This window comes from Amycolatopsis sp. NPDC051716 (assembly GCF_040681595.1).
In the GTDB taxonomy this organism is placed as follows: domain Bacteria; phylum Actinomycetota; class Actinomycetes; order Mycobacteriales; family Pseudonocardiaceae; genus Amycolatopsis.
The window spans coordinates 57,569-71,114 of sequence record NZ_JBFAZA010000012.1 but is presented as its reverse complement, the minus strand read 5'-3'; the positions used below and the strand labels follow the sequence as shown (position 1 = coordinate 71,114).

At 70.8% G+C, this 13,546-nt stretch carries 12 protein-coding genes; 7 read left to right on the top strand and 5 right to left on the bottom strand.

What is annotated here, in order from left to right:
* Nucleotides 1-22: 22 nt before the first annotated feature.
* Nucleotides 23-682, bottom strand: a complete 660-nt coding sequence (locus AB0M30_RS18420; protein WP_364585212.1) for a TetR/AcrR family transcriptional regulator C-terminal domain-containing protein — start codon at nt 680-682, stop codon at nt 23-25.
* A 91-nt stretch (nt 683-773) separates the two neighbouring features.
* On the opposite strand from AB0M30_RS18420, the gene AB0M30_RS18415 reads away from it, so the two are divergent.
* Nucleotides 774-1,754, top strand: coding sequence for an NAD(P)-dependent alcohol dehydrogenase (locus tag AB0M30_RS18415; RefSeq protein ID WP_364585211.1), 981 nt, complete (start codon nt 774-776; stop codon nt 1,752-1,754).
* A gap of 124 nt (nt 1,755-1,878) precedes the next feature.
* Here the strand turns inward: AB0M30_RS18415 and AB0M30_RS18410 are convergent, their stop codons facing one another.
* Nucleotides 1,879-2,808, bottom strand: a complete 930-nt coding sequence (locus AB0M30_RS18410) for a dienelactone hydrolase family protein (RefSeq protein ID WP_364585210.1) — start codon at nt 2,806-2,808, stop codon at nt 1,879-1,881.
* A gap of 197 nt (nt 2,809-3,005) precedes the next feature.
* Nucleotides 3,006-3,605 (bottom strand): QsdR family transcriptional regulator, encoded by a 600-nt coding sequence (locus tag AB0M30_RS18405; protein ID WP_364585209.1) that lies wholly within the window; start codon nt 3,603-3,605, stop codon nt 3,006-3,008.
* Nucleotides 3,606-3,714: 109 nt separating this feature from the next.
* Here AB0M30_RS18405 and AB0M30_RS18400 point away from each other — a divergent pair, with 109 nt between their 5' ends.
* Complete coding sequence (locus tag AB0M30_RS18400; RefSeq protein ID WP_360175014.1) at nt 3,715-4,341, top strand: DsbA family oxidoreductase; 627 nt, start codon at nt 3,715-3,717, stop codon at nt 4,339-4,341.
* On the opposite strand, the gene AB0M30_RS18395 is transcribed toward AB0M30_RS18400, so the two are convergent.
* Together AB0M30_RS18395 and AB0M30_RS18390 are read right to left on the bottom strand one after the other, a co-directional pair.
* Nucleotides 4,316-4,501 (bottom strand): hypothetical protein, encoded by a 186-nt coding sequence (locus tag AB0M30_RS18395; RefSeq protein WP_013229246.1) that lies wholly within the window; start codon nt 4,499-4,501, stop codon nt 4,316-4,318. The two genes, AB0M30_RS18400 and AB0M30_RS18395, sit on opposite strands and share 26 nt — an antisense overlap.
* A gap of 1,363 nt (nt 4,502-5,864) precedes the next feature.
* Nucleotides 5,865-6,920, bottom strand: coding sequence for a LacI family DNA-binding transcriptional regulator (locus AB0M30_RS18390; RefSeq protein WP_364585208.1), 1,056 nt, complete (start codon nt 6,918-6,920; stop codon nt 5,865-5,867).
* A 112-nt stretch (nt 6,921-7,032) separates the two neighbouring features.
* Here AB0M30_RS18390 and AB0M30_RS18385 point away from each other — a divergent pair, with 112 nt between their 5' ends.
* From AB0M30_RS18385 to AB0M30_RS18365, 5 genes are read left to right on the top strand one after another with little or no spacing between them, the layout of a single operon-like run.
* A complete protein-coding gene (locus tag AB0M30_RS18385; protein WP_364585207.1) occupies nt 7,033-7,959 on the top strand; it encodes a sugar ABC transporter permease in 927 nt (308 codons plus the stop codon).
* Between the two features lies 1 nt (nt 7,960).
* Nucleotides 7,961-8,824 carry a carbohydrate ABC transporter permease gene (locus AB0M30_RS18380; RefSeq protein ID WP_364585206.1) on the top strand — a complete coding sequence of 288 codons (864 nt, stop codon included), beginning with the start codon at nt 7,961-7,963 and terminating at the stop codon, nt 8,822-8,824.
* A 49-nt stretch (nt 8,825-8,873) separates the two neighbouring features.
* Entirely contained in the window at nt 8,874-10,214 is a 1,341-nt protein-coding gene (locus AB0M30_RS18375) for a sugar ABC transporter substrate-binding protein (RefSeq protein WP_364585205.1), read from the top strand.
* A complete protein-coding gene (locus AB0M30_RS18370) occupies nt 10,211-11,755 on the top strand; it encodes an alpha-L-arabinofuranosidase C-terminal domain-containing protein (protein WP_364585204.1) in 1,545 nt (514 codons plus the stop codon). Before AB0M30_RS18375 ends, AB0M30_RS18370 begins: the two co-directional genes overlap by 4 nt.
* Entirely contained in the window at nt 11,748-13,502 is a 1,755-nt protein-coding gene (locus AB0M30_RS18365; protein WP_364585203.1) for a beta-galactosidase family protein, read from the top strand. The genes AB0M30_RS18370 and AB0M30_RS18365 overlap by 8 nt, the downstream gene beginning before the upstream one ends.
* The last annotated feature ends 44 nt before the right edge of the window (nt 13,503-13,546 follow it).

The following is a 13,546-nucleotide window of genomic DNA, read 5'->3' as shown; positions in this document are numbered from 1 at the left end:
CGCCGGGGTCCCACCTGGTGGGCTACTGCGTCCGCAGCCGGTCCAGGCCGTCGAGGATGACGTCGAGGCCGAATTCGAACTCCGCCTGGTCGTCGCACCAGCCCAGCGTCGAATCCGGGTTGTCGTGGGCGATTTCGGCCAGCATCCCGGTCAGGTTCGGCAGCTGGGTGGCGAGGTCCGCCGGTACCTCGGCCGACGCCCCGGCGTTCGGGTCGAACAGCTCCTGGCTGAACCCCAGTGCGCGGCTGCCCAGTGCGTGCAGCGCGTGGTGGATCCGGTCGTGGGAGAACCCGCCCTCGCGCATCAGGCCGACCAGGCTGTCGAAGTACTTCAGCACCGCGACGCTCGTCGACGAGCGCGTGCCGAACAGCCCCGGGGCCCAGCGGTGGCGGAGGAAGACCTGCCGCGCCGCGAGGATGCGCCGCCGGGCCGTCTGCTTCCAGTCCGGGCCGGGTGCCACGCGGGCCACCACGTCGTTGATCTCCTCGGCGACCACCTCGACGATCCCGTCGAGCACGTCTTCCTTCTTGGCCACGTGGTAGTAGAGCGACATCGCCTCGGCGCCGAGGTCCTCGGCGAGCCGACGCATCGTCACCGCGCGCAGGCCGTGCTCGTCGGCGAGCGCGACGGCCGCCCGCAGCACGCGTTCCCGGCTCAGCGGGATCCGGGCTTCGGTGGTCACGGCCAAGATCGTACAACGTAAGGCCTCCTTGACCACGGGTTCGCCGCAGAGCTACCTTACAACGTACGACTTACAACGTAAGGTGGCGGCGATGAAGGCTTTGGTCCAACGTGCGTACGGTCCTCCGGACAGCTTGACCTGGGAGGACGTGACCGATCCCGTGCCCGGGGAGGGCGAGGTGCTGGTCCGGGTGTGCGCGACATCGGTCAACCCGTACGACTGGCACTTCATGAGAGGCGAGCCGTACGTGGCCCGCCTGATGACCGGGGGCTTCGGCCTGCGCCGTCCACCCGTGGGCGTCCTCGGGTGCGACCTGGCGGGCCGGGTCGAGACGGCCGGAACCAGGTTCGCGCCGGGCGACGACGTCTACGCGCTCCTGCCGCGAGGGGCGCACGCCGAGTACGTCTGCGTGCGCGAGGACCTGCTGGCGCCGATGCCGGCGAACCTCACGTACGAGCAGGCGGCGGCGATGCCGATGGCCGCGGTCACCGCGCTGGTGGCCTTGCGAGGGGTCGCAGCCGGGCAGCGCGTGCTGGTCAACGGCGCTTCCGGCGGCGTCGGCACGTTCGCCGTCCAGCTGGCGAAGGCGCTGGGTGCCGAGGTCTACGCGGTGTGCAGCGCGGCCAACGCCGAGGTGGCGCGTTCACTCGGAGCGGCCCACGTCTTCGACTACCGCGCGGAGGACTTCACGCGCAGCGGCCGCCGCTACGACGTCCTGCTGGACATCGCCGGCAGCCGGTCGTTGTTCGCCTGCCGGAGGGTACTGGCGCGCGACGGCACGTTCGTCGCCGTCGGCGGCCCGGCGGGGCGGTGGGTGCAGCCCGCGGGGCACGTCTTCGCCGCTCTGGCCTCCGGTCCGTTGGCGAGAAGACGCGTGGTCCTGACGGACGCCGTGGCCTACCCGGACAAGGCGGCGGCCCTCGTCGAGCTGGCCGGCCTGGTGGAGCGCGGCGCGGTCACGCCGGTGATCGACCGGAGCTACCCGTTCGACGACCTGCGTGAGGCATTCGCCTACCAGGAAGCCGGGCACGCCAAGGGAAAGGTGGTGGTCACCGTCGGCGCGCCTTCCTGAGCGCTGGGGCTGGATCGGTGGGCCCCGACCCAGCTGCCCGGCTCCGTGGCCCGCGACCGGCCCGCACCCCAAGGAGGCCGGTGCGGTTGTCCGATCCGCACCGGCCCCGGAGGCCTCGTTCGTCCTAGCCGTTGTGCGGGCAGTTACCGCGGTAGTCCGAAATGGACAGGTCGGTCCTCGGGATCGGGCAGAGGAACTGTTCGTAGCGGGTGTCGTTGTCGATGAACCGCTTGAGCCACGACAGGGTGTACTTCGCGATCGTCGTGTTCGGCGAGTTCGGGGCGAAGTGGCTGGCCCCGCGCAGCTCCAGGTACGCGCGGTCCAAACCGGACGGGAGGCTGGTGTAGAACGGGATCGAGTGCGACGCCACCGGCGCGACGGTGTCCGATTGCGCCCCGACGACGAGCGTCGGCACCTGCAGCGACGACCAGTTCTTCGTCAGGTTCCAGCCGGTCAGCGGCACCGCGGCCTGCAGCGACGGCCGTGAGCGCGCCGCTTCGAGGGTGCCGCCGCCACCCATGGAGTGCCCGACGACGCCGAGCCGGCTGCTGTCGATGCGCGACCGCACCGAGCTCTGCTGCGTCAGGTAGTCCAGCGAGGCCAGCAGCTGCCGGCCGCGGCTGTCGGGCTGGTCGCTAGTCGTCAGCGTGTCGATGGTGAACACCACGAAGCCCTGCGACGCCAGGCGCGGGCCCAGCCAGGCGATGCTCGACTGGGTCGCGGTGAAGCCGGGCGCGATGGAGAGGGCGCCGAACGTGCCGGCGGTGGTGGTCGTCGGGTAGTAGATGGTGCCGCCGCCGAAGCCGGAGACGGCCAGCCGCGACACCGTCACGGTGCTCGTCGAGAACGAGCCGCGGGTGGCTTCGATGCTGGCGGTGGTGGGGTCGGGACCCCGCTCGTAGGGGTTCGCGGCGGCGGGCGCCGGCGCGGCGAACCCGGTGGTCAGCGCCAGGGCGGCCAGCACCACGCCGGCGGCCTTGGCGCGCCACCCATGGCGGCGGGAAATTTTCTCACTCAAGCCGGACGGCGTCGGCGGGCTGGTGAGTGCGGACATGGATCGCTCTCTTTCCCCGGGCAGGCGAAAGCACGCCCGGACACAGACGGGCGGATCGGCGGACCTGGTGCACGGCAACGAAAACGGGTGCCGCGGGTGGGTGCGGGGTAACCGCTTTCCCGTCGCCTATGAAACACCTTGAGGAAATGTTCCACATCCTCCGAACGGGGGAGTGGTCTGACGAACTGTGCGGTCGCTCAGTGAACGCGGACCGGCTCCAGGGCCCCGCGCACGAGGGTGTCGACCAGGGTGGTCGCGACGGTCAGGTCCACCGAGCGGGCGGCCAGGACGTCGGAGTAGAGGAACGACTCGCCGAGCCGGACGACCGCGAACGCCAGGTCCGGCAGCCCGACGAGCGGAGCCAGCCCGGCGGCGTCGGCGTCGGCCCGGAACAGCTCGACGTGCGCGTCGACCAGCCCGGGCTGCACAGCGCCGCGCGGATCGGTCAGCACCCGCAGGGCGACCGCCGACTCCGCCTCGATCAGCTTGCGCATGCCGTCGCTTCCGGCGACCTCGCGGCGGTACTCCTCCATGACCCACAGGCAGCGCAGCCGGCCATCCGGCGTGCGGACCGCGTCGCCGTGCTCGGCGCGCCAGCCGTCGAGCGCTCGCTGCCAGGTCCGGTCGGAGAGCAGCCGCAGCCCGGCGCCCATGAGGTCGTCGCGATTGCCGACGCGCCGGAAGAAGGTGGTGCGCGAAATCCCGAGCTCGGCCGCCATCCGGCCGAGGTCGAGGCGGGTCCCGGCCATCAGCAGCCGGGCCGCGTGCCGGACGATGTCGTCGGTCGAGACGGTCACCGGCCCACCCTAGCTTCGGGCGCGCCGGAGGTCGTGGTCCGCAGGTGGCCGCCGGTTACCTTGAAGTGCGCGGCGCCTCTTCGGTTAGCGTGGTTTCGTGCGCGTAGACATCTGGTCCGATCTGGTCTGTCCCTGGTGCTATCTCGGCAAACGCCGCTTCGAGCGGGCGGTGGCCGAAACCGGCGTCGACGTCGAGGTGGTGCACCACTCGTTCCAGCTCGACCCGTCGTTCCCCCGCGGCACTTCGCGGCCGACCCGCGAGGTGCTGGCCGAGAAGTACGGCCGGACACTGGAAGAAGCGGACGCGATGGAAGCCCAGATGGAGGAGCGTGCGGCGGCCGACGGCCTCGAGTACCACCTCGACGGCGTCCACATGGGCAACACGGTCGACGGTCACCGCCTGGTCCACCTCGCGGAGGAGCGCGGGGTGGCCGACGCGGTCATCGACCGGTTCTACCGAGCGCACTTCACCGAGCGGCGCTCGTTGTTCGACCACGATTCCCTGGTGGAGCTGGCGGCCGAAGCGGGCCTGGACGCCGACGAGGCGCGAGCCGTGCTCGAGTCCGACGCGTACGAAGCAGAAGTGGCGGCGGACGGCGAGCAGGCCCGCGCCCTCGGCGCGTCCGGAGTGCCGTTCTTCGTGATCGACGAGCGGTACGGCGTGTCGGGAGCCCAGTCGCCGGAGGTGTTCGCGCAGGTGCTGAGGCGAGTCAGCGACGGCGCCGCCGCCGGGTGAACCGCGAGCGGTCGGTGGCCACCCCGGCCAGGTGCAGGGCAACGCACAGCAGCCCGGCGGTGGTGAGGGTCCCGGTGGTGATCACCGGGCCCAGCCCGAACCCGGCCAGCTCCATGAGCAGGGCAAGCCCGAAGAGCACGGCGGCGAGAATGGCGAGCATGACGGCCTCGTTTCCGTGGGTGCGGCCGAATGGTCCACACCACTGCGACGTTCGCGGTACCGGAGATCCCGGCTTGGTGGCCGGTAATTCCCCCGCCCCGCCCGCCTGAAACGACCTTTCGCGCGCATCTCACTGCCGAGCCGTCCGCGCGCCCCGCTCACTGCTCGCTTCGCGCACCCGGCCGGTCGCCTCGCCTGCCTGCCGCTCGTTTCCCGCCCCCGCTCGGCCGCCCCGCCCGTTTGCCGTCACTTCGCGCCCGACGGCCGCCTTGCCCACCTGCCGCTCGTTCGCGGCCCCGGGCCCTGTCTGCTCGCCGCTCGCTCCGCGCAGTGGCTGGTCGCCTCGCCCACTTGCCGCTCGGTTCGCGCCCCCGCTTGCTTTGCGCACTCGGCCGACCGCCTCGCCCGCTTGCCGCTTGTTTCGCGCCCCGCCCGGCCGCCCCGCCACTCGCCGCCGCTTCGCGTCCCATCCGGCCGCCCCGCCACTCGCCGCTCGGTTCGCGCCCTCGGCCGCCCCGCCTGCTTGCCGCTCGCTTCGCCAATAGCCGGGCGCCTCACTCGCTTGCCGCTCGCTTCGCGCTTCCATTCGGCAGCCCCGCCTGCTTACCGCTCGCTTCGCCAATAACCGGGTGCCTCACTCGCTTGCCGCTCGCTTCGCGCTTCCATTCGGCAGCCCCGCCTGCTGCGCCAATAACCGGGTGCCTCACTCGCTTGCCGCTCGGTTCGCGCCCTCGGCAGCCCCGCCTGCTTGCCGCTCGCTGCGCCAATAGCCGGGTGCCTCACTCGCTTGCCGCTCGCTTCGCGCTTCCATTCGGCAGCCCCGCCTGCTTACCGCCTGCTGCGCCTACTAAAGCTGCATCGCCTACCTGCCGCCAGCTTCGCCCACCAGTTGCCTCGCCGGCTCGCGGTCCGTTTCGCACTCCCCACTCCGCCGCTTCGTCTGCTTGCCGGTCGCTTCGCACCCCACCCGGCCGCCCAGCCCGCCCGCCGCTCGCTTTGCGCAGCCACTCCGCCGCTTGGCTCACCTGAACCGCGCGCATCCCTTGCACCGGCCAAGTCAGCTCACCCGCGCGAAGCGGCCCGCGGCCCTCGCCGCGCCGGCCATCCGGCTCGCGTACCCGCCCAATCGGCCCCCTCGAAAAGCCGCCGCGCACGCCCGCTCCTCGTCCCCGACCGTGGTCGCGTACCCACCCGGTCGGCCGGCGTACCCGGAGGGTCGGTCCGCGTACCTGAACGGTCGGTTCGCCCCTCGGACGCGAGCGACGCCCGTCCAGACACGGCAACCGGCAACGGCGACCAACAACCCCGGCCCGCGGGGGCGCCCCCCGTTTTCCACGCTATCAGCGGGCACCGACAATTCCGGCTCAAGCAGGAGGCGGGGCGGTGCTCGACCGGATGACCAGTTCCGTCGGGAGCAGCACCGGCTCCCCGGCTTCCGCGCCGGTCTCGATTTCGGTCAGCAGGGCCTCCACCGCGTGGCGGCCCACCGCCTCGAAGGACTGGCGGATCGTGGTCAGCGGGGGCCAGAAGTGGGCCGACTCCTCCATGTCGTCGAAGCCGACCACGCTCACCTCCGACGGCACCCCGCGACCGGTCTCGTGAAGCGCGCGCAGCAAGCCCAGTGCCATCTGGTCGTTGGCCGCGAACACCGCCGTCACCGCCGGGTCCGCCGCTAGGCGCAAGCCCGCCTGGTAGCCCGACTCCGGGGACCAGTCGCCGACGACGACCGGGGGTACCGGGCGGCCCGCCCGCTCCAAAGTGGCCTGCCACGACTTTCGGCGGCGCTCGGCCGAATAGGACTGCGGTGGGCCCGCGATGTGCCAGACCGTCGAGTGTCCCAGCGAAAGCAGGTGGCTGGTCGCCCTGGCGGCTCCGTCGGCCTGGTCGTTGTCCACCACCGGGTAGTCGTAGCGGGCGCTGGAATCGATCACCACCACCGGGAGCCCGTGCGGCAGTTCGATCTCGCTTTGGTCGAGCTGGTGCTGCTCGATCAAAATGATGACGCCGTCGACGGCCTGCTCGTTCAACGTGCTGAACGCCCCCGTCACCTCGCCCTGCGTCGGGCGCGTCACCGGCATCAAGATGATCGAGAAGCCCTCCGGGACGACCGCGGCCGCGATGGCGTCGAGCGTGCGGCTGTTGCCGAACGTCGGCAGCGCCGAAATGATCACGCCGATGCTGCGGAACTGGCCGTTGCGCAGGGCGCGGGCGGCGCTGTTCGGCCGGTAGCCGACCCGGCGCATGGCGGCCAGGACGCGCTCGCGCGTGGCGTCGTCGACGTTCGTCTTCCCGTTGGCGACCCGGGAAACCGTCTGGCCCGACACACCCGCCTCGCGGGCCACGTCCGCCATCGACGGCCCCCGGCGCCGGGCGGCGTGGCCGGATGCGGACGAGGTCGCTGTCTGGCGCGGCACGGTCACTCCTCGGTGTCCTGGACATGTTTACGTCAACAAGTTACTCTGCGGCCGTCCAATGTTGACGTAAACATCCCGCCGGGTCCAGTGCCCGGCGCAGCGATCACTCGGAGAGACGATGACGTCCACAGCGGCTCCGCCCGCCCCGGTGCCGGCGCGCCGGGCGCCCGCGGCCCGCCGGCCGCGGCGGAAATGGCGGGGCTGGCTCTTCGTCGCCCCGTTCATGCTGGTGTTCGCGCTGACCTTCATCGCGCCGGTCGTGTACGCGTTCGTGCTCAGCCTCTTCCGCGACCAGGCCTTCTTCGGCGGCACCGTGTTCGTCGGCGCCGACAACTACGTCCAGGTCTTCGGCGACCCGAAGTTCTGGGAGGCCTTCCGGCGGGTGCTGGTGTTCCTCGCCGTGCAGGTGCCGATCATGCTGGTGCTCGCGCTGATCGCGGCGCTGGCGATCGACAGCGCCCGGCTGCACGCCGCCGGGTTCTTCCGGATCGTGATCTTCCTGCCGTACGCGGTCCCCGCCGTGGTCGCCGCGCTGATGTGGGGCTTCATCTACGGTGACCACTTCGGACTCGCCGCCGACCTCAACAACCTGCTGGGCACCGAGGTCAAGCCGTTGTCGCCGAGCTGGCTGCTCACCTCGATCGGCAACATCGTCACGTGGGAGTTCGTGGGCTACAACATGCTCATCTTCTACTCCGCGCTGAAGGTTATCCCGAAGGAACTGTTCGAGGCGGCCGCGATCGACGGCGCCGGGACGTTCCGCACGATCGTGTCGGTCAAGCTCCCCGCGATCCGGGGTGCCATCGTGGTCGCGACGATCTTCTCGATCATCGGCAGCTTCCAGCTGTTCAACGAGCCGAACATCATGCGCAACCTGGTGCCGAACACGATCGGCACCTTCTACACGCCGAACATGTACGCCTACAACCTCTCCTTCAACGGGCAGCAGTACAACTACTCCGCCACCGTCGCGATCGTGATGGGCGTGATCACCGCGGTCATCGCCTACGTCGTGCAGCTGCGCGGCTCCCGGAAGGAGATGTGACGTGGCCGCATTCTCGGTGACCAACCCCCGCAAGTCGCGTGTCCTCACCGGCTTCATGGCGCTCTACCTGCTCTACACCCTGGTTCCCCTGGTGTGGCTGGTGATCAACGCGAGCAAGACCCAGCCGGCGCTGTTCTCCACGTCGGGGCTGTCCCTCGGCGGCACGTTCGCGCTCTTCGACAACATCGGCCAGACGTTCACCTACAACGGCGGGATCTTCTTCCGCTGGCTCGGGAACACCCTGCTGTACGTCGTGGTCGGGGCCGGCGGCGCGACGATCCTCGCCACGGCCGCGGGCTACGGGCTGGCCAAGTACCGCTTCCCCGGCCGCCGCTCGGTGTTCGCCGTCGTCCTCGGGGCCGTGGCCGTGCCGCCGACGGCGCTGGCCGTGCCGACGTTCCTGATGTTCAGCAAGCTCGGGCTGACCAACACGCCGTGGGCGGTCCTCATCCCGTCGCTGATCAGCCCGTTCGGGCTGTACCTGATCTGGGTCTACGCCGCCGACGCCATCCCCGACGAGCTGCTGGAAGCGGCGCGGATCGACGGTGCGGGCGAGATCCGGATCTTCCTCACCGTGACGCTGCGCCAGCTGGTCCCCGGGATCATCACCGTCGCGCTGTTCACGATGGTGCAGACGTGGAACAACTACTTCCTGCCGCTGATCATGCTCAGCGAGCCGAAGTGGTACCCGCTGACCGTCGGGCTCAACCAGTGGAGCGCGCAGGCGAACGGCGCCGGCGCCCAGCCGATCTTCAACCTGGTCCTCACCGGGTCGTTGCTCACCATCATCCCCCTAGTCGTCGCTTTCCTGCTCATGCAACGGTTCTGGCAATCGGGCCTGAGCGCCGGCAGCGTCAAGCAATAGCAGCGTCATTGGTAAAACCCGCCGTCACACCGCCGTGAAGGGACACTCGATGTCAAGATTCCGCACCCGCGCCAAGGCGGCCGCCGTCGTGGCGCTGGCCGCCGCACTGGCGGTCGGCTGCTCCTCCGGGGGCACGTCCTCCGCGCCCGCCGCCGCCACCGGCACCCAGGACTCCGTCGACGCCGCGCTGAAGGCCGGCGGCGAGATCACGTACTGGAGCTGGACCCCGTCGGCCAAGGACCAGGTGGCCGCGTTCCAGAAGGAATACCCGAACGTCAAGGTCAACTACGTCAACGCGGGGACCAACAAGGAGGAGTACACCAAGCTCCAGAACGCGATCAAGGCCGGCTCGGGTGCCCCCGACGTCGCCCAGATCGAGTACTACGCCCTCCCGCAGTTCGCGCTGACCGATTCACTGGCCGACCTCAACCAGTTCGGCTTCGGTTCGTTCGAAAAGGACTACAGCGCCTCGACGTGGGCGCAGGTGAAGAACGGCAACGGGATCTACGGCCTCCCGCAGGACTCCGGCCCGATGGCCCTGTTCTACAACAAGGAGGTCTTCGACAAGAACGGCATCACCGTGCCGAAGACCTGGGCCGAGTACCTCGAAGCGGCGAAGAAGCTGCACACCGCCGACCCCACCAAGTACATGACCTCGGACACCGGTGACCCCGGCGCCGTGCTGAGCATGATCTGGCAGGCCGGCGGGCGCCCGTTCGCCGTCGACGGCAAGAACGTGAAGGTCAACTTCGGCGACGCGGGCACCAAGAAGTGGACCGCGATGTGGGACCAGATGATCCAGGGCAAGCTGCTCGCCCCGGTCAAGGAGTGGTCCGATGACTGGTTCCGCGCCCTCGGTGACGGCACCATCTCGTCCTTGGTCACCGGCGCTTGGATGCCGGGCAACTTCATCTCCTCGGTGCCCGGTGCCGCCGGCAAGTGGGCCGTCGCGCCGATGCCGACCTACGACGGCAAGCCGGTGACCTCGGAGAACGGCGGCAGCGCCCAGTCCGTGGTCAAGCAGAGCAAGAACCCGGCCCTGGCCGCCGGCTTCGTGCGCTGGCTCAACCACGCCGGCGGCGTCGCGCCGTTCATCAAGAGCGGCGGCTTCCCGTCCACCACGGCCGACCTGACCTCGCCCGCCTTCGTCGACGAGGCCGTGCCGTACTTCGGCGGCCAGAAGATCAACCAGGTGCTGACCCAGGCGTCGAAGGACGTCGCCCCGGGCTGGACCTACCTGCCGTACCAGACCTACGCCAACAGCGTCTTCAGCGACACCGCCGGCAAGGCCTACCTGAACGCCACCCCGCTCGACGCCGGGCTGGCGGCCTGGCAGCAGGCCATCGTCGACTACGGCAACCAGCAGGGCTTCACGGTCAGCGCGGGATGACCGTCCACATCGAAGGCGACGCGGGCCAGGTCATCGGCCCGGTCCCGCGTCGCCTCTTCGGCTCGTTCGTCGAGCACATGGGCCGGTCCGTCTACACCGGACTGTACGAGCCCGGGCACGCCACGGCCGACGACCGCGGGTTCCGCGGCGACGTGCTGGAGCTGGTCCGGGAACTCGGGCCGACGGTGCTCCGCTACCCCGGTGGCAACTTCGTTTCCAGCTACCGCTGGGAAGACGGTGTCGGACCGGCCGCGACCCGGCCGGTCCGGCTGGACCCCGCGTGGCACAGCGTGGAATCCAACCGCTTCGGCCTGCACGAATTCGTCGCGTGGGCCGAAGCCGCGGGTGCCGAGGTGATGTACGCCGTCAACCTCGGCACCCGCGGCATCCAGGAGGCCGCCGACGTCCTGGAGTACTGCAACCACGCCGGCGGCACGGAACTGAGCGAGCGGCGGCGCACCAACGGCGCCGACCGTCCGTTCGGCTTCAAGCTGTGGTGCCTGGGCAACGAGATGGACGGCCCGTGGCAGATCGGCCACAAGACGGCCGACGAGTACGGCCGCCTGGCCGCCGAGACCGCCCGCCTCATGCGGATGATCGACCCGGGTGTCGAGCTGGTCGTCGCGGGCAGCTCGCACGCCGACATGCCGACGTTCGGCTCGTGGGAGCGCACGGTGCTGCGCCACACCGCGGAACTGGTCGACCACATCTCGCTGCACGCCTACTACCAGGAGCTGCACGGCGACACCGACAGCTACCTGGCCAGCGCGGCCGCGCTGGACAACTACATCGCCACGACGGCCGGGGTCATCGACGAAACCCTCGACGAACTGGGGCTCGACAAGAAGATCGGGATCAGCGTCGACGAGTGGAACGTCTGGGACCTGCGCCGCTGGAACGAGGTCGACCAGGCGGAACTCGCCGCGGGCGGCTGGCGGGAGCACCCGCGGATCATCGAGGACACCTACACCGTCACCGACGCGGTCGTCGTCGGCTCGCTGCTGAGCTCCCTGCTGCGCAACGTCGACCGCGTCACCATGGCGAACCAGGCCCAGCTGGTGAACGTCATCGCGCCGATCCGCTCCGAGCCCGGCGGCCCGGCGTGGCGGCAGACGACGTTCCACCCGTTCCGGCAGGTCGCCGCGCTGGCCGGCGGGGCGAGCCTGCGCCTGACCGTCGAAGGCGAGCGGCTGCGCACCGCGCAGCACGGCGAAGTCGGCCTCGTCGACGCCGCCGCCACGGTCGAGGACTCCGGGCGCGGTGCGGTGTTCCTGACCAACCGCGCCACGGCGTCCCCGACCGAAGTCCGGATCCGCCTGCGCGGCGCCCGGTTCGGCGTCTACGCCGCCGAAACCCTGACCACACCGGACGGCGAGACCCGCCACACCGTGAACACCGCCGACGCACAACCGGTCCGGCCGGTGCCGCTACCCGGCACGGTCGCGACGTCCGATCCCGGGGGGACCACCATCACCGTGACACTGCCACCCTTGTCCTGGACCGTGCTCCAGCTGACCCCGCAGGCGGCGCCGAATGCCTGAGTTCGCCATCGGGGAGCACGACTTCCTGCTCGACGGGCGCCCGTTCCGCATCCTGTCCGGTGCCCTGCACTACTTCCGGGTGCACCCGGACCTGTGGGCCGACCGGATCGACAAGGCCCGGCGGATGGGGCTCAACACCATCGAGACGTACGTGGCGTGGAACGCGCACGCCCCCGAACCCGGCGCGTTCGACCTGTCGGGCGGCCTCGACCTCGACCGCTTCCTGCGGCTCGTCGCCGACGCCGGGATGTACGCGATCGTGCGGCCCGGCCCGTACATCTGCGCCGAGTGGGACAACGGCGGGCTGCCGGCGTGGCTGTTCCGCGACCCGTCGGTCGGGGTGCGCCGGTACGAGCCGAAGTACCTGGACGCCGTCCGCGAGTACCTGACGAAGGTGTACGAGGTCGTCGTCCCGCACCAGATCGACCGCGGCGGCCCGGTGCTGCTGGTCCAGGTGGAGAACGAATACGGGGCGTTCGGGGACGACAAGCGCTACCTGAAAGCGCTTGCCGAGCACACGCGCGACTCCGGTGTCACCGTGCCGCTGACCACAGTGGACCAGCCGACGCCGGAGATGCTGGAAGCGGGCAGCCTCGACGGGCTGCACCGCACCGCGTCGTTCGGCTCCGGCGCCGAGGCGCGGCTGGCGGTCCTGCGCGCGCACCAGCCGACCGGGCCGCTGATGTGCAGCGAGTTCTGGAACGGCTGGTTCGACCACTGGGGCGCGCACCACCACACGACGCCGGCCGCGGACTCGGCGGCGGAGCTCGACGCGCTGCTCGCCGCGGGCGCGTCGGTCAACCTCTACATGTTCCACGGCGGCACCAACTTCGGCCTCACCAACGGCGCCAACGACAAGGGCGTCTACCAGCCGCTGATCACCTCCTACGACTACGACGCGCCGCTGGACGAAGCCGGCGACCCGACGCCGAAGTACCACGCCTTCCGCGACGTGATCGCCCGCTACCACAAAGTGCCGGACACGGTCCCGCCGCCGGCTCGGCCCGCGCCGACGCCCCAGGGCAGCCTGCGCGACCCCGTCCGGCTGCTCGACGCGCCGGACCGCTGGGGCACCTGGGAGTTCCACGAGGACCTGCCCGCGTTCGACGACCTGACACCGATGCCGCAGCTCGCACTGCTGCGCACGACCGTCCAGGGCGAGCGGCCCGGCGTGCTGACCTTCGGCGAGGTCCGCGACCGCGCCACGGTGTTCTTCGACGGCGACCTGGTGGGCACGCTCAGCCGGGACCACCACGAGCGCGCGATCCCGCTGCCGCGCGCCCGCGGCGAGCTGCTGGTGCTGGTCGAAGACCAGGGCCGCGTCGACTACGGCCCGCGCATCGGCGAGGCGAAGGGCATCGTCGGCGGGGCGGCGCTGCACGGCGAGCCGCTGACCGGCTGGGACGTGCTGCCGCTCGACCTGGCCGCGCTGCCGTCGCTGCGCCCTTCGTCGCCGGAGTCCGTGGCGGGCCCGGTGGCCGGGCCGGTGGTGCTGCGCGCCGAGATCGACGTCGACGAGCCCGCCGACCTCTTCCTCGACACGGGCGAGTGGGGCAAGGGCGTCGCGTGGCTCAACGGGTTCGCGCTCGGCCGGTACTGGCGGCGCGGTCCGCAACGGACGTTGTACGTACCGCGCCCGGTGGTCCGGGCCGGCGCCAACGAACTCGTCGTGCTCGAACTCGGCACGATGCTCGACCCCGCGGCCCGGTTCGTGCCGCGGCCGCTGCTCGGCCACACCGAGGCCTAGAACCTTGTTCTGGTTAGGACGGCGCTGCGGGCCGCAGGCGATCC